The 22,441-nt window shown below is 62.5% G+C and carries 19 protein-coding genes; 8 read left to right on the plus strand and 11 right to left on the minus strand.

The features are described 5' to 3' along the window. Positions 1-16: 16 nt before the first annotated feature. Genes K1X11_RS13465 through K1X11_RS13480 form a run of 4 tightly spaced genes read right to left on the minus strand, consistent with a single transcriptional unit; the run spans position 17 to position 3,750 of the window. On the minus strand, positions 17-814 hold the full coding sequence (locus tag K1X11_RS13465; RefSeq protein ID WP_221032634.1) for a hypothetical protein: 798 nt from the start codon (positions 812-814) through the stop codon (positions 17-19). Then, positions 811-1,818: an ABC transporter ATP-binding protein gene (locus tag K1X11_RS13470; RefSeq protein WP_221032635.1), complete on the minus strand. Its 1,008-nt coding sequence runs from the start codon at positions 1,816-1,818 to the stop codon at positions 811-813. Before K1X11_RS13470 ends, K1X11_RS13465 begins: the two co-directional genes overlap by 4 nt. Further along, a complete protein-coding gene (locus tag K1X11_RS13475) occupies positions 1,815-2,813 on the minus strand; it encodes an ABC transporter permease subunit (RefSeq protein ID WP_221032636.1) in 999 nt (332 codons plus the stop codon). Before K1X11_RS13475 ends, K1X11_RS13470 begins: the two co-directional genes overlap by 4 nt. Further along, on the minus strand, positions 2,806-3,750 hold the full coding sequence (locus tag K1X11_RS13480) for an ABC transporter ATP-binding protein (protein WP_221032637.1): 945 nt from the start codon (positions 3,748-3,750) through the stop codon (positions 2,806-2,808). The genes K1X11_RS13475 and K1X11_RS13480 overlap by 8 nt, the downstream gene beginning before the upstream one ends. A 235-nt stretch (positions 3,751-3,985) precedes the next feature. Here K1X11_RS13480 and K1X11_RS13485 point away from each other — a divergent pair, with 235 nt between their 5' ends. The 4 genes from K1X11_RS13485 (at position 3,986) to K1X11_RS13500 (ending at position 8,745) form a co-directional block, all read left to right on the plus strand. Beyond that, positions 3,986-4,735: an energy transducer TonB gene (locus tag K1X11_RS13485; protein WP_221032638.1), complete on the plus strand. Its 750-nt coding sequence runs from the start codon at positions 3,986-3,988 to the stop codon at positions 4,733-4,735. A gap of 91 nt (positions 4,736-4,826) precedes the next feature. Further along, a complete protein-coding gene (locus tag K1X11_RS13490; RefSeq protein WP_221032639.1) occupies positions 4,827-6,248 on the plus strand; it encodes a hypothetical protein in 1,422 nt (473 codons plus the stop codon). Between the two features lie 128 nt (positions 6,249-6,376). After that, positions 6,377-7,765: a hypothetical protein gene (locus K1X11_RS13495; protein WP_221032640.1), complete on the plus strand. Its 1,389-nt coding sequence runs from the start codon at positions 6,377-6,379 to the stop codon at positions 7,763-7,765. Between the two features lie 203 nt (positions 7,766-7,968). Further along, positions 7,969-8,745, plus strand: a complete 777-nt coding sequence (locus K1X11_RS13500; RefSeq protein WP_221032641.1) for a ThuA domain-containing protein — start codon at positions 7,969-7,971, stop codon at positions 8,743-8,745. Positions 8,746-8,872: 127 nt separating this feature from the next. Here the strand turns inward: K1X11_RS13500 and K1X11_RS13505 are convergent, their stop codons facing one another. The 4 genes from K1X11_RS13505 to K1X11_RS13520 all read right to left on the minus strand — a co-directional run bounded on the left by K1X11_RS13505 (position 8,873) and on the right by K1X11_RS13520 (position 15,893). Beyond that, the gene (locus K1X11_RS13505) at positions 8,873-9,811 is read right to left on the minus strand and encodes an aldo/keto reductase (protein WP_221032642.1); all 939 of its coding nucleotides are present in this window, start codon (positions 9,809-9,811) and stop codon (positions 8,873-8,875) included. Beyond that, positions 9,811-11,406 (minus strand): glycoside hydrolase family 43 protein, encoded by a 1,596-nt coding sequence (locus tag K1X11_RS13510; RefSeq protein WP_221032643.1) that lies wholly within the window; start codon positions 11,404-11,406, stop codon positions 9,811-9,813. Before K1X11_RS13510 ends, K1X11_RS13505 begins: the two co-directional genes overlap by 1 nt. A 5-nt stretch (positions 11,407-11,411) precedes the next feature. Continuing rightward, positions 11,412-12,758, minus strand: a complete 1,347-nt coding sequence (locus tag K1X11_RS13515) for an MFS transporter (RefSeq protein WP_324725980.1) — start codon at positions 12,756-12,758, stop codon at positions 11,412-11,414. A 135-nt stretch (positions 12,759-12,893) separates the two neighbouring features. After that, complete coding sequence (locus K1X11_RS13520) at positions 12,894-15,893, minus strand: TonB-dependent siderophore receptor (RefSeq protein WP_221032645.1); 3,000 nt, start codon at positions 15,891-15,893, stop codon at positions 12,894-12,896. Positions 15,894-16,201: 308 nt separating this feature from the next. Between K1X11_RS13520 and K1X11_RS13525 the strand changes: the two genes are divergently transcribed. From K1X11_RS13525 to K1X11_RS13540, 4 genes are read left to right on the plus strand one after another with little or no spacing between them, the layout of a single operon-like run. Further along, entirely contained in the window at positions 16,202-17,308 is a 1,107-nt protein-coding gene (locus tag K1X11_RS13525; protein ID WP_221032646.1) for a LacI family DNA-binding transcriptional regulator, read from the plus strand. Continuing rightward, complete coding sequence (locus K1X11_RS13530) at positions 17,305-18,093, plus strand: glycoside hydrolase family 26 protein (RefSeq protein ID WP_221032647.1); 789 nt, start codon at positions 17,305-17,307, stop codon at positions 18,091-18,093. The genes K1X11_RS13525 and K1X11_RS13530 overlap by 4 nt, the downstream gene beginning before the upstream one ends. After that, positions 18,093-18,371: a hypothetical protein gene (locus K1X11_RS13535; protein WP_324725981.1), complete on the plus strand. Its 279-nt coding sequence runs from the start codon at positions 18,093-18,095 to the stop codon at positions 18,369-18,371. The genes K1X11_RS13530 and K1X11_RS13535 overlap by 1 nt, the downstream gene beginning before the upstream one ends. A 40-nt stretch (positions 18,372-18,411) precedes the next feature. After that, positions 18,412-19,230: a GNAT family N-acetyltransferase gene (locus K1X11_RS13540; protein WP_221032649.1), complete on the plus strand. Its 819-nt coding sequence runs from the start codon at positions 18,412-18,414 to the stop codon at positions 19,228-19,230. A 255-nt stretch (positions 19,231-19,485) separates the two neighbouring features. Here K1X11_RS13540 and K1X11_RS13545 read toward each other — a convergent pair whose 3' ends face one another. From K1X11_RS13545 to K1X11_RS13555, 3 genes are all read right to left on the minus strand, one after another. After that, on the minus strand, positions 19,486-20,304 hold the full coding sequence (locus K1X11_RS13545; RefSeq protein WP_221032650.1) for a sugar phosphate isomerase/epimerase family protein: 819 nt from the start codon (positions 20,302-20,304) through the stop codon (positions 19,486-19,488). A 424-nt stretch (positions 20,305-20,728) separates the two neighbouring features. Further along, the gene (locus tag K1X11_RS13550) at positions 20,729-21,106 is read right to left on the minus strand and encodes a hypothetical protein (protein WP_221032651.1); all 378 of its coding nucleotides are present in this window, start codon (positions 21,104-21,106) and stop codon (positions 20,729-20,731) included. Positions 21,107-21,895: 789 nt separating this feature from the next. After that, the gene (locus K1X11_RS13555; RefSeq protein ID WP_221032652.1) at positions 21,896-22,294 is read right to left on the minus strand and encodes a hypothetical protein; all 399 of its coding nucleotides are present in this window, start codon (positions 22,292-22,294) and stop codon (positions 21,896-21,898) included. Positions 22,295-22,441 lie beyond the last annotated feature (147 nt).

Consider the following 22,441-nt stretch of genomic DNA (forward strand, 5'->3'; position numbering starts at 1 on the left):
GTTTCAAAAATGTGCGTCAGGCGTCTTTTTCTTTCGCCCCGAGGAATTCCATGCGGGCGTAAACCGCCATCGCCAGCCCCACCAGACCCATGGTCACGAGGGCCAACAGCCCCAGTGCGGCAAGGCTATCTGCATCCAGCGCAAAGGGTTCCAGACCGGAGCCATCCACCACCACGCGCAGATGGCGCAGGAGGGAGAGTTTGTTGATCTGAATCGGAATGCTGCCCAGTGCCGCCTCGATGAGGCCGGCGTAAACCAGCCCTAGAATCATGTAGCGGTTGGTCAGCGAACCCATGCCGAAACCGAGCGCGGTGAACGCGATCACCGCCGCTGGTCCCACGATCAATTGCCGCGGCAGCTCGGCCATCACGGTGGGGTTGCCGCCCGCCAGGCCGATGGCGGCGAGGAAGCCGATGAAGAACAGAACGCCGATAAGCCCGCAGGCAGTTTGCGCGAGGTAGCAGAACAGCACGTAGGCCGAGCGTGGCACCGGGCGGGTGCTCAGGTAGTCGACCGCGCCGGGTTTGAGTCCTTCGCGAATCGCGCCCGCGCCGCCGAGAAAGGCCAACACCGGCACCACCACAATGAGCAGGAATTGGTTCACCCACTCCACCCACGCCAGCGGATCCGCGTGGCTGGCAAAACGGTAGGTCACCAGGCCGATGAGCGCCAGCATGACGGCCGGTGTGATCGCCCGCCCCGGCGCAAAGACGCGCCGCCAGGTGAGACGCCACACGCCGCCCAGAGCGGGCGCGAGGCGCGGCGTCACGCGCGGTGCGAATGGATCGGAAGAGGAAGTCGTCGAGGCACTCATGGCAGGGGCGGCGGTTCGATGGCGCGTTCGAGGGCGGAGCCCTTCGCGTTGATTTCGTGCAGGGTCACGCCGCTCTCCAGCAGGATCCCGTGGAAGTTTTCATAAAAGGCCGCCGGATCGCGCCAACGCGCCACCAGTGTCTGGCCTTCGTCGTCGAGATCGCAGCCGCGCAGGAGGTCCTGCGCAAAGAGGAAGCGCGCCAGCTTCGGCGCATCGTCGCAACGGATCGTCGTCTCGCTCGGCCAACGGCGCGGCGGGGTCGCGGGCATCGGTGGCGGCGTGACGTCTGTCCCCGTCTCGACCGCGACGGGAGTCGCCGCCGCCGTGGCCTCCGTTCGCGCATTGGCGAGTTTGTTGCTCGAGCTCGGCATGCGACCCCAGCGCAACAGGATGAACGAGCGGCACAGCGCTTCGAGGTCCTGCAGGATGTGACTGGAAATCACCACGCTGGTGCCATCGGCCGCGAGTTCGCGCAGCACGTTGCCCAACTCTTCGCGGCCCATCGGATCGAGTCCGTTCATCGGCTCGTCGAGGATGATCAGGCGTGGCTCGTGCAGGAGACATTGCGCGAGTTTTACGCGCTGCTTCATGCCCTTCGAGTAGGCCGTGACGTTCTTGTTCCAGTGCACCGACGGGAGTCGCACGCGCTCCAGCGCCGCGGTCGCGCGGACCTTCGCTTCGCGGCTCGAGAGACCGGAGATCATGCCCAACGCGATGAGCCAATCGCGCGGTTTGATGTTGGGCGGCACGGCTTCGTCTTCCGGGCAGTAGGCGAGCTGCGCCCGCACCGCCGGATCGCGCCAGGGCAGGCCGCCCAGCACGCGCAGTTCGCCCGAGCTGGGTTTGATCTGTCCAGTGAGCAGGCGGAAGAGCGTCGTCTTGCCCGCGCCGTTGGGTCCCACCACGCCGGTGATGCCGGTGCCGATGGTGAAGGACACGTTGTTGAGTCCGAGCACGATGCCGTAGAACCGGCTCAGGTGAGTGGCTTCGACGATGAGGCTCATTCCGGTTTCACCCTCCGCATGAAGAATAACAGCGAGCCGCCCACCAACAGCGCGAGGCCGATCAAGGCACCGTGCAACTCGTCGCGGGCCAAGGCTTGCGAGACTTTGTTCATTTCCGTGGCGAGTTCCGCGCTGAGCATCGGCACGACACCCGCCGCGTCCCCCAGCACACCGCTGATGTTAAAAACCTCATCCCGCATGATGCCCAGGTCGTAGGTGAAACTCGCATGCCGCACCCACGCCGGCATGAACGGATTGCCCGCGACCGTGCCGAGCACGATCCACAATCCGATCCACCACAGCCGCGCAGCCGCCGCCGTTTTCGCGAAGGCCGAGACCGCAAAGGCCACGGCCGAAACCACCACGAGACCGATCAGGTTGAACAGGAGCGCGTTGCCCAGCGCCCCAAACGAATGCCGCGCAAACACCATGTCGGGCGCGAACAACACACTGAGCAACCAGCCCGCCACCAGCGGACCCGTCCACAGCATGAGCATCACGCCGATGATGATGACAAACTTGCCCAGCAAATAATCGCGCGAGGTGAGCGGTCGCGACAGGTAGATCGTGAGCGCCGAACTCGCCCGATCGCGCGTGATGAGGCTCGGCACCAGAATCGCCAGCGCGACCATGCACAACATCATGCCCACGTAGGAGTGCAGCCAGAAGATCCACTTAAACATGCCCGCCACCAGGATGTCGGGATAGATCAACAACAGCGCACTCACGGCCGACATGATGGCCTGCGGCCGCGGACCGCCCTTGGCCGCCAGCGTCGCCAGCCAGCCGGTCTCCGACAGCGTCTGGGTGAACACAAACCCCGCCAGCGCCACCGCCACGCCCGCCGTCCACGCGACGAAGAGCAGCAGTTTGAAGAAGCGCAGTTTCGTGAGCTGCCGCAGACCCGTTGACGTGATGACCCAACGCCGCGAGCCGACCCCGCGCCGCGGTCCGTCCCAGTGGTTGAAGTCCAGTTTCGGTTCGAGTTCAGACATCGGCAGCCTCCACCGGTTGATTCGATTTCGCCAGTGCCTGCAGGAACAGGCCGTGCAGGGAATCCGGGCTGGCAAAGATGTCCGCCGGGGGCAGGCCGTGCTGCGACATGATCTGCAACAGCCAGCCCACGTCCTCCTCCTGCGTTTCGACGCGCAGTCGGCCGTTGGAGAGATGCTCCACCGCATGACCACTCGCGCGCAGCGCCGCTTCGTAGCGGGTCACCTCGCCGGCGGGCGACAGCTCCACGACGCGCTTTCGGCGCTTCTGCAGCTCGGCCATCGAGGCGTGCTCGACGATGCGACCGTTGGCGATGATGAGCACCCGATCACAGATGCGCTCCACGTCGTGTAACAAGTGAGAGGATACGATCACCGAGATGCCGTGCTCCTTCCACAGCGAACCGATGAGCCGCAGGATGTGTTCGCGACCACTCGGATCGAGGCCGTTGGTCGGCTCGTCCAGGATGATGAGCTTCGGATCGTGCACCAGCGCCTGCGCGAGCTTCGCCCGTTGGCGCATGCCGGTGGAGTAGGTGTCGATGGAGCGATAACGCTCCTGCCCCATGCCCACCAGATCGAGCATCTCATGCGCCCGCTGGCGCGCGGCGTGGAAGGACATGCCGGAGAGTTGCCCGCAATAGGTCACGTATTCGCAACCGGCCATACCGGGGATGTGACAGTCACGCTCCGGCCCGTAGCCGACACGCTCGCGCGACTCGCGGTTCTGCGCCGTGATGCTCACGCCCAGCACCTGCGCGGTGCCGGTGGTGGGCATCTCCAGATTGAGCAGGCACTTCAGGAAGGTCGTTTTGCCCGCACCATTGGGCCCCAGCAAACCGATGGTGCCCGGCGGCACGCTCACCGTCACGTTGTCCAACGCGCGCTGCGTGCCGTAGGTTTTGCCGAGGCCCTGCGTTTGAATGATCGGCTCGCTCACGGATTAACCCATGGCTGCGCCCGCAGTGCGCGACAAGCACGCACCGGGACCGGTGAAGGAGGAAAAGAAGCTGGCATGCATCCTCCCTCACCCGCGGCGAACGACCGAGGTTTCAACTTTCCGCAAAATCTTTGAGCGCCCGCCTGCTCCCGGCGGCGCCCCAAATCGCGAAGGGATGCGCGCCAGCGCGGGGTCTTATCCTTCGTCTGCCCCCAACCCCAACCCCCTACTCCTCATGAAAACGCTCCGCCTCGGACTGTTCCTCGTTGCGCTGGGCACCGCGACATCGCTCATCGCCGCGCCCCAACCTTCCACTGATCTCCAGATCACCGCCACCCGTCAGATCTTCCCCCGCGAAGCCACCCAACGCGGCCTCACCGAAGGCTGGGCGCGCGTGGCCCTCGCCGTCGACGCCGAGGGTAAGCTCCTCGACTACCTCGTGATCGCCGCGTCCGACACCACCTTCGCCGACGAAGCCAAGTTCCTCATTCGCACCGCCAAGTTTTCGCCGCCCCGCGAGGACGGCAAACCCCTCGCCGTGCGCACCGAGGTTGCCATCCAGTTTCGCAACGAGGGCCTCTACGTCGTCTCCGACTTTCAAGCCATCGCCGACCTCTACCTGCACGGTCGCTTCGACCGCGCACGCCCGGTGCGCGCCCCGCTGCCCAGTGAACTCGATCGCCTCCCGCAGCCCCGCCAGGTGTTGAAACCCGCCTACGTCCCCGCACACGCCGCCGCCGGTTTGGCGGGCCGCGTCGTGGTCGATTTCTACATCGATGAAACCGGACGCGTCCGACTCCCCTCGGTCGTTTCGTCCGATCACGACGAACTGGCCACCCTCGCCCTACAGGCCCTCAGCCAGTGGTCCTTCGACCCACCCACCGTCGACGGCGCCCCCACCCACACCCGCGTTCGTCTGCCCTTCGAGTTCACCACCAACCAGTCCGGGGCGGGTGTGGTGCCGGCACCACGTTTCGATTCCTGAATCCCGTTCGCCCACCACCGCCCGCTGTTCCCACCGAGCAGCGGGCGATGCCATCTGCGCCCCCCTCCCCAAACCTGCGACTACCCTTCCGATGCGACTGCTCCTCTTGGCTCTCACGCTCACCTCCATGCCTTGGCAGGCCTTGGCGGCTGAACCCGACCCGACCAAACCCTACCGCCTCTTCGTCGGCGTCGACCTCAAGCTTAAGCCCGAGGACGACACGCAGGACTACCGTCCGATCGACAGCCTGAAAGCCCGCGAAGTCATCCTCGCCGAACCCGGCCGCCCCACCGTGCCGATGCGTGAGGTCAGCGCGTTCAGCTGGGAGCATAAACCCAAAGTCGGTCGCGCCGCCGTCACCATCGATGATTTCGAACAACACCGCGCTTTCTCCCTCCGCAACGACAAGAAACTCCAATACATGGCCACGCAGAACAACATGGCCATCTACCAACAGGAGAAGGCCGACGCCGCTCGCCTGCAGGCCAGCGACGCCCGATTCAGTCAGGAGATCGCCCGCGGTATCTACGTTTACGCCGAGAATGATGCGGCGTCACGAGCCGGTTTGGAACGCGGCCCGGAGCCGGGTTACACCCCCGGAGGGCGCGGGGGACTCAATTTCGACGATCCGCAAGGCATCTACGGCGACGGTCAAATCGGAGCCAACCTGCGCACGGCCAATGCCGAAGCCATCGAGGCCAACGACAACATGGCCGACCAGCTCTTCGACACTCTCCAACGCACCTCCGATCCCACCATGCTCGATCGCATGCAGGGCACCGACGGCGACGACGGCGCCGATGTCCTGGAGCTCACCTTTACCCTCTCCGCTCCCTACCCGATCGCCGAAGCTTATGTCGTGGTCCTCGGCGCGATCAAACAGGGCGACGACGCCGGCGTGATCACCTTCCACGAAATGGTCGGCAAGATCGGCCCGCAGCCCCGCAAAATCCGCATTCGTAAAACCGGCTTCAAACCCGGCTTCGTCATCGAAGACGTGAAGCTCCACCTCTACGCCCGCGGCAAAGAACTCGGCACCAACCTCTCCGAGCGCGCCGTCGACATGACCCGCGACCAAGCTCGCGAGTTCTTGCTGCTCGCGCATCTCGCCGATCACGCCATCGAATCGGTCCCCGCCACGCCCGTCTGGAACCTCGCTCCGCCTTCGCTGCTCGGCGCCGCCGACGCCTCCCGCTTCGACTACCCGGTGATTGTCACGCTCGATGCCGATGGTTCCGTCATGAGTATCCACGATAGCGAAACCGAAGCCCGCGCCTTTCTCGCCAGCATCCACGACGCCGCCGAGCTCCGCACCAAATCCAACCCTGGCCGATCCCTCGCCTCGTCGCTGCGCACCACCGATGCCGATGCTCGCCTCACCGTCGACCAGACTGGCCGTCTCCCCGCCCATGTCGTCGCCGCCATCAACGAATTGATCTTTCTCCCCGCGCTCGACGTGGGCTCTCCCACCCCCGGCACCGCCGCAGTCAACCTCGCTGAATTCTTCCGCTGAGCCCCCAATGTAGCAGCGACCGTCTAGGCCGCTACCCCCTGCCCCTCGCCCCGCCCCACCTGGCGTGGCCCCACCCCGACCGCATATAATCCTCGCCGCCTTCTCGCCCGGATTCCATCTCTGAACCCATGCCCCTTTACCCCGCGCGCCGCTTTTGGTCGACCGCCTGCGCCTGCCTCCTTTTTGCCCCATCCGCATGGAGCGCCTCACCGCCCGATTCTGACTCCACCAAACCCTACCGGCTCTACATCGGCGTGGATCTGCTGGTGCCCGATCCGGCCGACGACGATGGCAACAACCGCCTGCCCGTCGCCACCCTGCATCCCCGCGAGGTGGTGATCGATGACACCGCCGGCACGCGCCTGCCCCTGCGCGATGTGCCCGCCTTCAGCTGGGCCCGCAAACCCAAGGTCAGCCGCTCCCCCGTGACCATCAGCGACTTTGCCCAATACAAGGTCTTCTCCATCCAACGGGACAAGGCCATGCAGGCCCTCGCCACCCAGAACAACATGAACATCTACGCGCAGGAGCGCGCCGCCTACGAGCAGATGAAAGTAGGCGAAGCCCAACGCATGGTCGGCCACGCCGCCGCCAACCTCAACGGCGTCAGAGTCGCTCAGCGTAACGGTATGATCGTCGACGCCCGCAGCATCGAAGCCGCCGAAGCCTGGGTGGAACGGGCCCAGGATGACGCTGCCGAAGCCCTCGATACCTTTGCCGATCAAACCATCGACTCCGCCGGCATGATCAGCGACCCCACGTTCATCGATCAGGCGCAGGAGAGCTCCAACGACGAAGGCGGAGACGTGCTCGAACTCACCTTCAAACTCTCGTCACCCGAACCCATTGCCGACGCCTACGTGGTTGTCCTCGGCGCCGTCGTCATGGGCGAGCAAGAGGGCATCGTCACCTTCCATCAATCCGTCGGCGCGATCGGCCCGGAACCGCGCAAAATCAAGATTCGCAAACTGGGCTTCACCCCGGGCTTCGATATCACCGACGTGAAACTCCACGTTTACTCCCACGGTCGCGAACTCGCCACCAACCTTTCCGAGCGCGCCGTGCCCATGTCCCGCGACGAAGCCCGCGAGTTCCTGCTGCTCTCCCACATCGCCGACCACGCCATCGAAACCGTCACCCCGACCCCGGTCTGGAACCTGCCCCCCACCGCCCTGCTCGCCGCCGACCGCCCGGCCGACTTTGATTACCCGGTGGTGGTCAACATCGATGCCGACGGCAGCATCATCAGTATCCACAATTCCGAGACAGAAGCCCGTGCCTACCTCGCCGAGATTCACGATGCCAGCGAACTGCGCACCAAAACCACCCCGGGCAAATCCCTCTCCGCCTCGGTGCGTGTCACCAGCGAGGACGCTGGAGTCACCCTCGACCAAACCGGCCGCCTGCCCAGCCGTGTCGTCGCCGCCATGCGCGACATGTTTTTCCTCCCCGCCCTCGACCTCGGCAGCCCCGTCCCCGGCACCACCAAAGTCAACCTAGCCGACTTCTTCCGGTAAACCCCGAGCCTTGATGTAGCAGCGGCCGTCTCGGCCGCTCCTCCGCACCACCCCGTAGCTGCGTTTGAGCAAAGCGAAAACGTGGCCCGCCCTGCCTCTCAGCCCTGCCTCTCCGCCCTCCGCCCCACGCTTATCGAAGAGCACCGCCCTAACGCTTTTTATTCGGATTCCTCGGCCACCTCGCCGACCCTCCCCTCTCTCCCATGAAACTCCGCACGCTGCTTTCCACCCTTACCCTCTCCACTGCGTTGGCGGCCTCCGCCGGCGCCGCCCAGTTTAAGGCCCTGCTCATCACCAAGACCGACGGCTGGCATCACGACTCCATCGCCGCCGCCGTGCCCGCCATGCAGGACCTGGCCAAACTCCACGACTTCGAACTCGTGTGGCCCAACTCCCTCGGCATGGTCCTCAACGACAACTACCTCGCCGACGTCGACGTCATCATCTTCGCCCTCACCACCGGCGACATCCTCGATGACGCCCAACAGGCCGCCGTGGAAAAGTTCGTCCAAAACGGCGGTGGCCTCGTCGGCGTGCATGCCGGCGGCGCCGACACCGAATACGACTGGGACTGGTGGACGAAGGCCTTCGGTCACATGTTCCACATCCACCCCGCCGTGCAGACCGCCACCGTTGAAGTGCTCGAGCCCAACTTCCCCGGCATGGACCGCTTTGCCCCGCGCTTCCTCTTCACCGAAGAGTGGTATGAGTTCGACGCTCCGCGCACCGATGGCCTGAACTACCTGCTCGCGGTCGACGAAGACACCTACGACATCCGCGCCAACTGGGGCTCCAAACAATCCCAAGGCATGGGCGATCTGCACCCGCTGTCATGGTTCCATGAATACGACGGCGGCCGCGTCTTCTACAGCGCCTTCGGCCACCTGCCCGCCACCTGGAACGAGGACCGCTTCCTCCACCACGTTTACGGCGGCATCTACTGGGCCGCCACCGGCAAAGGCTTCCGTGCCGCCAAGTAAAGGACCACTGTCTCGCCCCCATCTCCCCACGCCAGCCCTCCCCGGGCTGGCGTTTTTCATTCCCCCGTAGCTGCGCTTGAGCAAAGCGAAAGCGTGGCCCGCCCTGCCCCCCGGTCTCCAGCGCCCCCTACCAAGGCCCGTCGCCCCAGACAGCGGCGGGGACGAGGCGGGCCGCGAGCAACGCCTCCAGCTGGTCCGGATGTCGCGCACCGATGATCGCCGCGGTTACGGCTGGCTGACGTAACACCCACGCCACCGCCAAGGACGCCGGCGATAGCCCTCGCGACGCTCCCGCCGACCGCAGGCGGTCCACCAGTTCAAGGTGACGACTGAACGCCGGCTCCTGGAAAAAGGGATGCGTTCGACGCCAGTCATCCCAGGGCATTCGCATCAGCCGCTCGCGGGTCATCGCGCCGGTTAGGAGGCCACTTTCCAACGGGGAATACACCAGCGTGCCAATGTTGTGCAGCGCGCAATACGGCAGAATCTCGGCCTCAATCCCTCGCCGCACCAACGAATAGGGCGGCTGCAGCGACACCACCGGCATGATCCGCTGCAAGCGCTCCAACAACGGCACTTCAAAATTAGAAACCCCCGCCCAGCGGATTTTGCCCGCCTCGCGCAAACGCGCCAGCTCTCCCCACGCCGCCTCCGCCTCTGTCGGGTCCTCGGTCGGCCAGTGGATCTGATAAAGATCGATGCAATCAACCCGCAACCGCCGCAGACTCGCCTCACATTCGACCCGCAGGCGGGCCGGGGACAGATCGCGCCCGAGCTCGCGCCGCTCGTTCCAGGTCAAACCACACTTCGTAAACAGCAACGGACGCTCGCCGCTCCACGATCGGACCGCCTGCCCCACCACCTCCTCGCTGTGACCGGTGCCATACGCGGGAGCCGTATCAATCCAGTTGATACCGCGATCCCAGGCGGCATGCAGCATGCCGACGGAATCGCCGTCATCCTGCGCCCCCCACGCATACTGCCAACCGCCGCCGCCGATCGCCCACGTGCCGCAACCCAGCCGCGAAATCTGTAGATCCGACTCACCCAACTTGCGCCGTTCCATCACCCGGATGTCTCCGTGCGGCGAAAGTTCGTGAACGCCGCCCACGGACCCGCCGCCGTGGCGTCCTGAGCACAAAGGCCCACAAAACAACCGGTGAATCCCCACGAGCCAGTTTCGATCACCCGATCATCCGATAACACGGTGGCATCCAAAACCGGCCCCACCGTGCTGACCTCCCGACCGGGTTCGGCTCGGGACCATCCAAATTGCAACTGCCCATCCGCCAGGCTCGCCTCCAGCCGAAGCGGCCCGTCCACCGGCCGCACCGCGCCCAGCGGCACGACCTCGCGCACCTCCATCGCATCTGCACTCAACACGCGCAGCACCCGTCCGACGCCCGGCAGCCAACCCAGCAACAACGCATGGTAGGCGCGGCTGTTGTAATAAAAAACCAAGCCGGCGGTCTGCTGGAAATCCGTCGGAGCGAAGTCGAGCGTGACCCCCACCGTGCAACGCAGCGCTGTCAATCGCACCGCGATCAACGAGTTCTCAAAGGTGCTCTGCAACGAGAACCGCCCGCGCATCCGCACCCAACCGGGACGGCTATCCAGATCCAGCCAGGAACCATCCGGCGGCTCCCGCAGCGTGTTCCACTCGACCCCCAATCCGCCGGTCGGAAGAGCCACCGCCGCGTCCGACGCCGCTTCGCCCACCGCCTCAACGCCGGGCAGCTCCACCGTATCCGCCGGGACCGAATCACCGCTCGCCAGACGGGGCCACTCGCCCTCGGGCCAGACCACTGCCTGCAGCGCGGTCTCACGTCCAAGAATGCAACGCCGCTGCACGCCCACTGGACGACTGCACAAATGGGCCAGAAACCAGCGACCATCCGGAGCCTCCACCAGCGAACCATGACCCGCCTTTTGCAAGCGGCACTCCGGCCGTGCGTTCGCCGTGAGCAGCGGATGATACGGACTCACTTCATATGGACCGGCAATATCCCGCGCCCGCGCTACGGTCACCGCATGCTCCCAGCCGGTGCCGCCTTCCGCCGTCACAAGATAGTGGTATCCATCACGGAAATACAGATGTGGCCCCTCCGTGCAGCCGAGGCTCGAACCACGGAAAATCAACCGCGGCTCGCCGACCAGACACTGCCCCCCTGGGTCGTATTCCTGCAGCACGATACCGGCAAAACAGTTGCCGTCGGGACGCACTTCCCAGCGTTGGTTAAGCCACCATTTGCGTCCGTCCGGGGCGTGGAACAGCGATGGATCAAAACCGGATTGATTTAGTCGCACCGGCTCCGACCACGGCCCCTCGATGGAGGGCGCGGTGACGAGATGGTTGCACACATCCTTGTAGGGCCCGGTCAACGACTTCACTTCCGAATAACACAGCCAGAACCGACCGTCGGCATGCGTGATCGCCGGGGCCCACACGCCACCCGAATCGGGGGTGCCACGCAGGTCGAGCTGACTCCGCCGCGTGAGCGCATAACCGATCGGTTGCCAGTTTGCGAGATCACGCGAGTGAAAGAGCCGCACCCCCGGCCACCATTCAAAGGTCGAGGTCGCGAGGTAATAGTCCTCGCCGACCCGGCAAATGCACGGATCCGGATGAAAACCCGGGAGCAATGGATTGGGCACGAGCATGGCGGTCAGGCGGTGCGACGGGCGGCGAGATCGGATTCGATCTCCCGCATCCGGTCCTCGGTGAGGGGATAGAACAAGAGAGCCACCGCCGTGAGCAGCGCGAAGGCCGCCGGCAGCAGGGAAAACAACAAAGTGATGCCATGGCGTGCGCTGGCCGTCTGCTCGACGTTGGCCACAAAACCACAGGCATCGAGGAACCAACCCGCCAGCCCACCTCCGACCGCAATGCCCATCTTGGTGGCGAACAGTGAAGCCGCAAAGATCAGCCCGGTGGTGCGCCGCCCGAACTTCCACTCACCGTAGTCCGCCGTGTCAGCATAGAAGGAAAAAAGCAGCACGGGCGTCGCGCCGCCCAGAAAGGCCGCCATCAGGTTAAGCCCGTGCAACATCAAGCGCGCGTCACTCCAATCCAAATACATCGCCGCCAACGCCAGCGCATTGCCCACGGTCAGGCCGATCATGAGTCGACGACGATCGAAACGACGGGCCAGCCCATGGCAACTCGCCGCACCGAGAATCATGCCAACCGACCCCAGACTGAGAAACAGGGTCGCGGCCGATTCCGCGCCCAGACAATACTTGAAGTAGTAAACCACCGCACCATTGCGCATCGCCACGTTGGTGAGGGTGAAAAGAGCGACCAGAAACAGCACCAGCCAAGGCCGGTTGCGCCACAATAGCCCCAGATCGCGTCGCCACGACACCTCCTCAGCCGCCGCCGGCGCGACCCGCTCGCGGGTGCCGGCAAAGGTCCACCAAAACAACGCGACCGAAGCGACCGCAAACAACGCCATGGTCGCACGGAAGCCCGCCGCCTCATCTCCGGCTCCGAGCCAGTCCTTCAGCGGCAGCGTGAGACTGGCGATGAGAAACCCGCCGCCAAATGCGCACACAAAGCGCACCGAAGAGAGCGCGGTCCGCACTTTGGTCGAGGGCGACATCACCCCCATGAGCGCGGAGTAGGGAATGTTAATCGCCGTATAGGCCAACATCGTCAGCGAATAGGTGATGTAAGCGTAAACCAACTTTCCAGTGTCGCTGGCCTGTGGCCCCAAAAACATTAGATAACCCAAGAGACCATAAGGTAGTGCAACCCAGAGCAGGTAGGGGCGAAAGCGACCCCAACGCGAACGCGTGCGATCGGCGAGCAACCCCATCAACGGGTCGTTGACCGCGTCAAAAATCCGTGTGACCAAAAACATCGTGCCCACGGCAGTCGCCGACAACCCGAACACATCCGTGTAATAGTAGAGCAGAAACAGGTTGAAGGCCTGGAAGTAGAAATTCGAAGCCGTGTCGCCCAAACCATAGGCGAGCTTCTCCCGCAAACGCAGAGGCGGATGTGCGGACACAGACGGAGGGATGGGGTTGAGTGAAGACATCGGGGCGGGGTCGCCCGAGGCGACTCCCGCCGTCCGGCCGTGTCCCTGCACCATCGTAGGGAAACGGTGAATACAGCGGGAGTCGGTGATGGCGAAGTTGGTGGCTCAGAACCGAAGACCGTAGGTGAGGCGCGCGTTAAGCGGCGCCGAGTAGATCAGCCCGTAAAGGTCGCGATCATCGAGCACGTTGGCGACATTGAGCTGGAGGGAGTGGCTGCGCTCGCGGCTGTCCCGCCAGTCGTAGCGCACCATCGCATCGATGTTGTAACGCTCCGGCGTGTAGAGGACGAGCAGCTCGCCGGCACCATCCAGAATGAGCTGACCGGAGCCATGGCTCACCCCCGACATGTATTGCCGCTTCGACTCCCAGTAAGCGCCGAGCCCCACCGTGAGGCCCTTGAGAAAGCCCTCGTCGAAGCGGTAGTTGGCCCAGAAGTCGTAGTGGTATTTGGGCGTGTCATCACCCGCGGCCTGGCCGGCGCTGGTGCGCGTCTCGGTCGCCGGGCCGAGCGTGCCGCTGCCGGGGTCGCCATACACTTCGCTGCACGGCAGTCCCAGTGTGCCCCAGGAACCGTTGTTGAAATTCCACACTGCCCAACGGTCCTCGCGGTAGGGGTATGCCATCCACTGGCCAAAGTTCAGGCGCTGCACTTCGGTGACAGCGGCATTGACCACAAACTCGAGGCTGTCCGTCGCCTTGATGAGGATCTGTGAGTCCCAACCTTCCGATTCATCGGTAAGCAACAATGCCGCCCGGTCGGACCCGTTGCCGTGGAAGGCCATGGTGTCCATGGTGGCGTTATTAACCAGGGAGTCGCCGGATTCGCCTTGATAGAGGAAGCCGGGCCAGGCTGCGCCATTGTCGGCGTCGTTGGCCGCAAAGGCCGCGTCGAGGTAGGCCGCGCCATCAGACTGGGACGCATTTACATACCAAGTCTGCGTGCCATTGCCTTGATCGGACTGGAAGATCGCGCCGGAATACACGCCGGCCTGCCAAGCCGCCCAGGCGGCCCCGGTGTCGAGCTTGTCTGAACCGCCATTGGAACCGCCCGGCGCCTGCGTCGGCGTGAAATTCGATACATTGTAAACGATGTCGCGAGTGGGATCGAAACGCGGGTTTCCCAGGGTCACGGTTGAATACCACGGGGCGCCGACGAAGCCGGTCTTGGTGATCTTGTAGCGGCTGATCGTGCCGGAAACCCGGCCTTCGAAGAAATCGAATTTGAGACCAAATTCTTCACTTTCGGCTTTGCTCGCGCCGGCGGGAGCACCGGTGTCGGGCAGCAACTGACCGGAGAAGTTGGGTTGCAGACCTTCGGACTTGAGGGCGTAGAGGGAGAGCTCCGGCGTAACGCGGAAACTCAGGCCGGTTTGATAGGTGGTCTCTTTCTGGGTCTCACCTTCGGTCTCGGAGGTGGTCGGGGTGGCCCCGGGAGAGAGCCAGCCAGTCGTGCGATCCAACGCGTCGTTGGTATCGCGTCGCACCCCCAGCAGCACCAGCAGACGATTGTCGAGGAACTTGCCCTGGTAACTCGCGTAGAAGGCTTTGTTCTGAGCTTCCGAATACCCCTCTCCGGTTTGGAACAAGTCCTGGTCCGGACTGCCGTCTCCCTGGGTGCCGAAGCGCAGCGGCGACAGATCGTTGGGGGCCCGATAGTTGAAGGCATTGGGCACGGTGCCGAAGTTGCGCGAATCGAGCTCGTGGGTGAGGTCCGAGTAGCCCGCGAGAATGGAGTTCTCGATGCGGAACCACTTGCTGCCCTCAAAGAGGTTCTTCTGCGCCGTCAGCTCCACTCGGAATTGATGGCGGGTGTTTTCGTTGATCGCGTTGAACCACGTGTATTGCAGGATCGAATTGGGCACGAGGCCGTCTTGGATGTTGAGGCTGCCGGCACCCCGATCGGGCGCGAGGGGACGCAGGTCGATCGTCTGCCACAGGGACGAGGGACCGACGTTGGTGAAGAGTTGCGCCGACACGTCGCGCAGATCCGCGTCGTAGGTCGAGAAGTTGTAGCCCGCCAGCAGCGTCACGCCTTCGAGCAGGCGTTGGGTGAGCTTGACCTGAAAGTTGCTCGCCTCCGAGTTCAGGTGCGTATCCGGTCCGGTAAGACGGTAGGCCCGCGGGTCCGCGCCGGGTGGCGTGTAGAGACCACCCTGCTCGTTTTGGTCGTTGTTGACCCCCACATCGGCCACCGAGCGCACCTGCCGGGCACCGATGCCATTCAGATCCTGTTCGCCATATTCACCGTCGATGAGCAGCTCCGTGCCTTCGAAGGGTTTCCACAGGAAAGAGGGCGACACGAACGTGTGGTCCTCGCTGAAGTGGTCGGTATGGTCCTCCATGCTCTGCACCGCGCCGGTGACGCGGTAGGCGAGCTGACCATCGGCGGTTAGCGGACCGGTCGCATCAAACTGCCCGCGCAGAAAGTTGTGGGAGCCAACCGAAACATCGAAGCCATAGCCCACCTCGGCCTGCGGACGCTTCACCAGATAGTTCACCACGCCGCCGAAGTTGCCGATGCCGTAAAACAGCGCCGCCGGACCCCGCACCACTTCAACTCGCTCGATGTTCACGGCATCGGTCGAGTTCTGGCGAATGAAACCCTCGCGCAGGGCGTTGTCGGTCACGAAACCACGTAGCTTCACCTGCACCGCGTTCGGGTTGGCGGTGGCCCCCTCGGGGTTGTTCACCCCGCCCGGCCCTTGGTAGGCATTGGCCCCGGAATTGGAGAGATCGTTCTGCGACTGGAGCACCACACCTGCGCTGTATTTCAACGCACTGCGCAGATCGGTCGCGCCGGTGTCTTCGAGGAAGCGACGGGTGATCACCTCGATCGGCATCGGCGTGTCCTTGATCGGGGTGTTCAGACGGGTGCCGGAGACGGAGTTGGTTGCCCTATAACCCTTATCTTGGTCGGTAACGACCTCGAAGGGGTTGAGCACAATCACGTCATCGTCCGCGGCGCTAGCGGAATCAGAATCATCCACGGCGACCTCCTGCGCGTGCAGAACGGACACCAAGACCATCAAACCGGAGCACCACAGCGTCGAAGAACGCCGCCACTGCGGACGAAACGGGAGGGGAATACGAGTCAGGGACTTCATGGGAGGAATGGGGAGGGGTGAATGCGCCGGATCTTCGCGAGATGTCCTGTATCGAGCCTGAGGTCCGAAACAGGGCGTCGAATCGAAAGTCCACGCGCTGGGGGTGACGGGTAGGCCTCGGTTGAACCACTGCATTTTAGTAAATGTCAACGATTATGTGCGCAGTTTTTATGCTGCCTTGTAACCATATTTTAAAAAGCCTTGAACCTCTTTTTTTACCTGTCTTTCAGTGTGTTACGTAGTTTTTCTCAAAAAACTGGATATGCCAATTGTGCACAATAATCCTGTTTATGTGCACAAGTTTTTTCTTGAATTTTTGTTCCAAATTGATCGGCATCACCACCATGGCTTCGATCAACCAAGAGGCATTGGCTCAGGCGCTGAACCTCTCCCGCACGACCGTCTCGCGCAGTTTGTCCAACCACCCCGCCATCTCCGCCGAAACACGGGAACGCGTGCAGGCCAAGGCCGAGGAAATGGGCTATCGGACCTCCACCGGCGGACCCATTCGCCGCCGTCGCTCGAATAAACCACTGAACATCGGCGTCTTGATCGGCATGCCTCGCAACAACCTGGGCATGGCCACCTTTCCCGCCGTGCTGCAAGGGATCCGCGAACGCGCCGCCGTCGACCAAATCACCGTCGATGTGGTTTCACAGGATCCGGAAACCTTCCAACCCAACAGCGGCCACCAGCCGCTGTTTCGCCACATTCGCAGCGGAGACTGGCGCGGACTCATTCTCATCTACCCGTTCGCGCCCGACGCCGTCGAAACCCTCGCCCGCAAGATCTCCACGGTGTCGGTCCTCACCGAATACGACCACCTGCCCGTCGACACCGTCGACACCGACCATTCCGACATCATCAACCTCATCGGCCGCCTCGCCCGCCGGGGACACCGTCGCATCGGTTTCATCACGTGGGACTACACCGTGTGCGGTCGCTGGGCGTCGCGCCGCTTCGCCGCCTACGCCGAGGGCATCTTCCAATACGGTCTGGAGTTCAACCCGGCCTGGACTGCCAACGTGCACACCGACCGGGAGCGACTGACCACCGCCGAAGCTGTGGCCGATTTCGCCGCCCACCAAACCCGCGAAGCCGGCGTGACCGCGTGGGCGTGTGCCGCCGACCACCAAGCCTACCAACTCATCAGTGACCTGCACGCGCGCGGCCTCGAAGTCCCACGCGATTGCTCGGTCACCGGTTTTGATGGCATCGAGCCTCCTCCCGGCCTGCCTCAACTCACCACCCTGCGTGTCGCCCATGCCGATGTCGGCGGGTCCGCCGCCGCCCGCCTGCTCAATCGCGTGCTCCACCCCACCGCCCCGCGTCGCAAGATTCTCGTCGAAACCAGTCTGGTGGTCGGCACCACCGTGGCCGCCCCGCCTGCTCGCGCCGCCTCCCCTGCCCCATGATTCCGTCCCCTCCCCGCCCCCGCCGCCTCAGTCGGCACCTCCGCCTGCTTCCCTTGCTCGTCTTTTTGGCCCACGCCGAATCCTCCCCCGCCCCCACCACACCCGCCTATGCGCCTCGTGTGGAATTTGGTGCCCGCCTGGAACCCCACGGCACAATCCTTCACGGTGCCGGTCAGGACCCCGGCGCCGGATTCACTCCGTCCGGGTTTATTGAATACGCCGAAGCCATCGGTCCCGAACGTGCCCCCGCATTGTTCATGACCTACATCGGCCTCGGTCAAACCGCCGCCGAGATTCGTGCATGGGGTCGCGACCTACGCCAAAAACTCGCCGCGGTGGGTGGTCTCGACCTGCGCCCCCAAATCGGCCTCGCCCTCACCTCCGGCCGGGAAGGAGGCACTGGCATCGACGACGAGGTGGCCGCCGGCCACCATGATGATCGCATCGCCGCGTTTGTCGCCGCCCTTGCCGCCCTTGATCGGCCCGCCTACGTGCGAATCGGATATGAATGTGAAGGCAGCTGGAACGGCTATCGCCCCGACACCTACCGCACCGCATTCGTCCGCATCACCTCCGCCATCCGCCACGTCGAACTCCCCGTGGCAACCGTGTGGTGCGTAGCCGGCGGCTCCTCCGGCGCCACCACCATCGACGATCTTCTGCCCTACTACCCCGGCGACGACTGGGTCGACTGGTGGAGCATCGACCTTTTTCCGCCGGTGAAATCGACGCGCCCCTCACAGCCGCTTTCTGCACCGCGGCCGGTGCCCGCCAAAAGCCCGTGATGATCGGCGAGGCCACCCCGCGCTACATCGGCGTGACCGACGGCGAGAGCGATTGGGCGGCATGGTTCGCACCCTACTTCGCCCTCCTCCATCGCCAGCCCGAAATTAAAGCCAGCAGCTACATCAACTGGGACTGGTCCCACTGGTCCCAAACACTTGGATTCGACTGGCATGATTGGGGCGATGCCCGGGTGCAAAAAAACCCACTCATCCTCGAGCGCATGCGCGCGGAAATGAGCTCCCCGCTTTACCAGCACGGCACCTCAGCCGCGCCTTAAGCTTTGAAGCCAGCTCCTGGACCAACACGATGGAGAGACCGTGAACCTCCGACCGCTCTCCACCATCGCCGTCGAAGTCATCGCCGCGCTGCTCAACCGCGGCTTCGCCGACTACCTCGTCCCGCTACGCTTCGACGCCGCCGCAGTGCAGGCAATGGAGCGACAGGACCAGGTCGACCTCGACGCCAGTTGGTTGCTGCACGACGGACGCGAACACCTCGGCGTTCTGCTGATCGCGCGCCGCGGTTTTCACAGCCGCGTTGCCGGCATGTGCCTGGTGCCTGAGGCCCGCGGACGCGGACTCGGCCGCCACCTGCTCGACACCGCCATCCACTCCGCTCGCGAGCGCGGCGACACCCACCTCCATCTTGAGGTCATCGACCAAAACAAAACCGCCCTGCGCCTCTACCAACGCAGCGGTTTTAAACGCGTGCGCCAACTCCTCGGCTACAGCGCCGCGCCCGTCGACGCCACGGCACCAGAAGCCGATGACATCTCCGTCCATCCCCTCACCACCTACATCGAAACCGCCCGCCAACATGAGTGGAGCAACCTGCCTTGGCAGATCAGCGCCCCTACACTCGCCGCCCTCGACGTCAACCAACACACCACCCTCCGCGTCGGTTCATTGCTGGCGCTCGTGCGCAACCTACCAAACCAAATCAAAATCCTCCGCGCCCTGCTTCCCCTGAACACATCGGAACCATCCGCCGCCGATCTCCGCGCCCTGCGCGATCGTCACCCCGCAGCCACCTGGCGCGCCCCCGCGCTCTTCCCAGTCGAGTGGCAACCCGCCTTCACCGCCGCCGGCCTCACCCCCGACGACCTCACCCAATCCCAGCTCACCCTGGAACTGTAGGTAGGGACGGACCGCCGGGCCGTCCGCCCCCCCCCTAGCCGCGCTTGAGCAAAGCGAAAGCGTGGCCCGCCCTGCCCCTCGGCTCTCCCCAGCAAACCGCGGCACGGCGCCAGCGCCGGCCCTACACCCGGCCACCGCACCGGGCTCAACGAGCCCGGCTACAGCCCCCTGCCTTTTCCTCTGTGACCTCTGTGCCCCCCCTCCGCGCCCTCTGTGTCAAAAAACCTCCTGCCCCTCAGCCGCCACCCGGCCGACTCACTCCGCGTCCGGAAAATGCGCGTCAAAAAACGTCTTCGCCGCGCGCACAAATTCCGTCGGGTCGGCATGAAACTCCGCACTATCGGTTTCGATCGCGAGCACGCCCGACCAATCCGTCTCTTTGATCGCGGCGAAAAGACCGGCATAGTTCGCATTGCCGAGTCCGATAAACGTATCCAGTGGACGGTTACGCGCGTCCTGCATATCGAGGCGCTTGTCCTTCAGGTGCATGTCATAAACGCGATCGCCGTAGTTGCGAAACACCTCCTCGGCATCGAAGCCCGCCGCCGTCACCCAGCCGATATCCATGCACACGCCGATGCGGTGATCGCGCTCGGCCAACACGTGTTTCACCGTCGCCGGATTCCCGTAAACCGTGCCCGTGCCGTGGTTGTGCACCGCCAGCTTGATGTCGTATTCCCGCACCAACTCCTCGAGCACATCCCACTGCGCCGGTTCGCGTGGCTCGACCACGATGACTTTCATGCCGAAGAGCTTGGCCAGCTCGAACAGCTGACGGTTCTCCTCCTTGTCCATCGAGGTGCCGCTCACCCCGATCGAATACGCCGTCACGCCGTGCTCCTCCAAAAACGCCTTCTGCTCGAGCAACTTCTCTCGCGGTGCCGCCGGATCCAAATGCGCCCGGAACAGCTCCAACTGCGTGATCCCGTGCTCCGCCGCAAAAACGACCGCCTCCTCAAAACTCATGTGCCGACACGTCCACGTCTGCAGCCCCAACTTGGGCCCGGCAACGGACGACAACGACACGGCCACAAAGGCCACCACAGCAAACAAACGACGGCATGGGATAATCATGCCCCCACCGTGCTACCCCGACCCCACCCGCGCGAGCCCGATAATCGTCAACCTTGGCACCTGCCTGCCCTTTCAAAGTCCAGAGATCGATGGAACGCCCACCCGGTTCGCATCACCCGAGCAGGAGGCCATCAACCCGCGAAGGCCAGTTATCGCAGGACAAGGCACCACCACTCCGCCCGTTCAGCTTCAGAGGGTCAAGCCACCACGGCCAGCAATCGCCCAACTTAAGATTGGAAGGTGGACGTCGACCTCCGGGCGACGTTTTCGTCGGATCGGCGCCACACCGCACCCGCACGGCGTCCTTCAACTAACCTCGGAGAGCCTCTTATCTGACATCTTCCAGACGCCTGACCGCATTTCGATTTGAGATGACGCGTTTCCATTTAGCATCCCACGACCGTTGCACTTCATCGTAAACCGATTAGTAGTCTTCAAAATCACCACCCAGCTCTCCAAGGGCCAGCAACTCTTTCATAGCCGAGTCATAATAAAAAACCTGCGGTTGGCCCGCAACGACACTCAACCCGTCGATATTAATATTGGTGGCAACACGCCAACTCCCGTCTTCTTCACGCAGCCAATGCCGCTCCAAACTCAGGCTGACATTTTCTGGAAACGGCCCCTTAACCAACAGAACAGAACTGACTCGAGTTTGGCCACCTTGGCTAAAAACCAGCGCTTGAACGTGTATTCCAGCATCACCAACTCGCCCAATTTCGAAATTAATCGGCGAAATCGGGTAATTCTGAGCGAAACACCCACACGCAAAAGCGACTAACAAAACTATATACTTAGCCATTCGATCTAAAAAGGACAACTATACAATTATACTGCAATAGCCCAAAGGGCTATCGCAACCCGAAAATACCCTCGATCACGATCATTTTGAGGCAAGTCCTTTCCGGCAGAGCGGAACCCTATATTCAGGACGTAACCCACAGACTATAAAAACAGCGTCGCCAACACCCCCAGCAACCCCACCACCACTAACAGCAACCCTACTGGCCATTTCACACGTTTGTTCATGTTCTTATCAGAAAAAACAAAGCACCCCGATACGATCGCTAGAATAAAACCTATAAGTCCCATACTAAAAATTATTATCAGGTTGAAAATCTGTCACATCGGGCAGGCTTGGGCTTACGGATCGATCTCGCAAGATAGAAAGCAGACGGATGACGTCAGGATTTAGCCGGACAGAATAGGCAAGCGGCCCGAAGATGTCCGGCTTTATGCTAGGCCGCCCCTAAAACTAAAATTTATCATAGTAATCTTTTAGCTTCTTCTCCTCCTTATTACTTCCGCGATATAACACCTTCCAGAAAAAGACATAAATCATGGTGCCCATACACATAATATTCATAAAATATCTCAAAACGGGCACTCTCCCCCAGCTTGTTACGGCATAAAAAAGAAGCGTAACCCAAAGCCCCAATGACACTGTAAAATAGACAAACCTCATTACTCCCCAATAGAATCGCCCAAAATCTAATGAATTAAACCGCCGTGTATACTCATTAATTTCCCCGCCGATTCTCGATCTCCGCCTTCTGGTTGTTTCTTATGTCTTCTAGCGGCTTCGAAGGTCTCATTCCTCTTTCGTTGCCATAAAGTAATAACGCGAACGCCTTCCATTCACTACCACTTTGGCCGTGTAGAGCGAGGGAAGCGAAAAAAGGGAAAGCATGACACAGTCTATCTCCTCAACCTCATTTAGTGCAAATTTCCTAAAAATAATCAGATTTTTCAAAACCATCCCACTGGCACTCAGCTCCACTAGAAGACAATACCTTAGCATCATCATTACTCCAAACACCGAGAAGAACAACGCCATAAACCCAAGAAAATACTCTTGCCCTGTAATCATGCACCAAAGACACACCGCCACCACGGCAGGCGTCACCACATAAAGAGCAACAATATTGATATAATAGAGCCTTGAGCCCACCAGATTTAAGTCTATATTTTGGCTTGCTTCGCGGGTCATAACACTACCTTGCTCAACTTTTCTATTGCTAACGCTACTGGCGTCAACGCTGAGACAACAAAGCACCTTTATTGAAATTTCACCATGCCAATCTTTAGCCGACTACTAAAGCAATTCAGGAAAAGACGGCCCCTTCGACGCGGCGAA

The organism is Actomonas aquatica (assembly GCF_019679435.2).
In the GTDB taxonomy this organism is placed as follows: domain Bacteria; phylum Verrucomicrobiota; class Verrucomicrobiia; order Opitutales; family Opitutaceae; genus Actomonas; species Actomonas aquatica.

What these genes read in the sequence shown, in the direction of transcription:
- K1X11_RS13550 (WP_221032651.1), bottom strand. Translation starts at nt 21,106, where the DNA reads ATGGCTAAGTATATAGTTTTGTTAGTCGCTTTTGCGTGTGGGTGTTTC.
- K1X11_RS13530 (WP_221032647.1), top strand. Translation starts at nt 17,305, where the DNA reads ATGATTCCGTCCCCTCCCCGCCCCCGCCGCCTCAGTCGGCACCTCCGC.
- K1X11_RS13475 (WP_221032636.1), bottom strand. Translation starts at nt 2,813, where the DNA reads ATGTCTGAACTCGAACCGAAACTGGACTTCAACCACTGGGACGGACCG.
- K1X11_RS13495 (WP_221032640.1), top strand. Translation starts at nt 6,377, where the DNA reads ATGCCCCTTTACCCCGCGCGCCGCTTTTGGTCGACCGCCTGCGCCTGC.
- K1X11_RS13470 (WP_221032635.1), bottom strand. Translation starts at nt 1,818, where the DNA reads ATGAGCCTCATCGTCGAAGCCACTCACCTGAGCCGGTTCTACGGCATC.
- K1X11_RS13510 (WP_221032643.1), bottom strand. Translation starts at nt 11,406, where the DNA reads ATGCTCGTGCCCAATCCATTGCTCCCGGGTTTTCATCCGGATCCGTGC.
- K1X11_RS13505 (WP_221032642.1), bottom strand. Translation starts at nt 9,811, where the DNA reads ATGGAACGGCGCAAGTTGGGTGAGTCGGATCTACAGATTTCGCGGCTG.
- K1X11_RS13535 (WP_324725981.1), top strand. Translation starts at nt 18,093, where the DNA reads ATGATCGGCGAGGCCACCCCGCGCTACATCGGCGTGACCGACGGCGAG.
- K1X11_RS13520 (WP_221032645.1), bottom strand. Translation starts at nt 15,893, where the DNA reads ATGAAGTCCCTGACTCGTATTCCCCTCCCGTTTCGTCCGCAGTGGCGG.
- K1X11_RS13555 (WP_221032652.1), bottom strand. Translation starts at nt 22,294, where the DNA reads ATGACCCGCGAAGCAAGCCAAAATATAGACTTAAATCTGGTGGGCTCA.
- K1X11_RS13500 (WP_221032641.1), top strand. Translation starts at nt 7,969, where the DNA reads ATGAAACTCCGCACGCTGCTTTCCACCCTTACCCTCTCCACTGCGTTG.
- K1X11_RS13485 (WP_221032638.1), top strand. Translation starts at nt 3,986, where the DNA reads ATGAAAACGCTCCGCCTCGGACTGTTCCTCGTTGCGCTGGGCACCGCG.
- K1X11_RS13545 (WP_221032650.1), bottom strand. Translation starts at nt 20,304, where the DNA reads ATGATTATCCCATGCCGTCGTTTGTTTGCTGTGGTGGCCTTTGTGGCC.
- K1X11_RS13490 (WP_221032639.1), top strand. Translation starts at nt 4,827, where the DNA reads ATGCGACTGCTCCTCTTGGCTCTCACGCTCACCTCCATGCCTTGGCAG.
- K1X11_RS13465 (WP_221032634.1), bottom strand. Translation starts at nt 814, where the DNA reads ATGAGTGCCTCGACGACTTCCTCTTCCGATCCATTCGCACCGCGCGTG.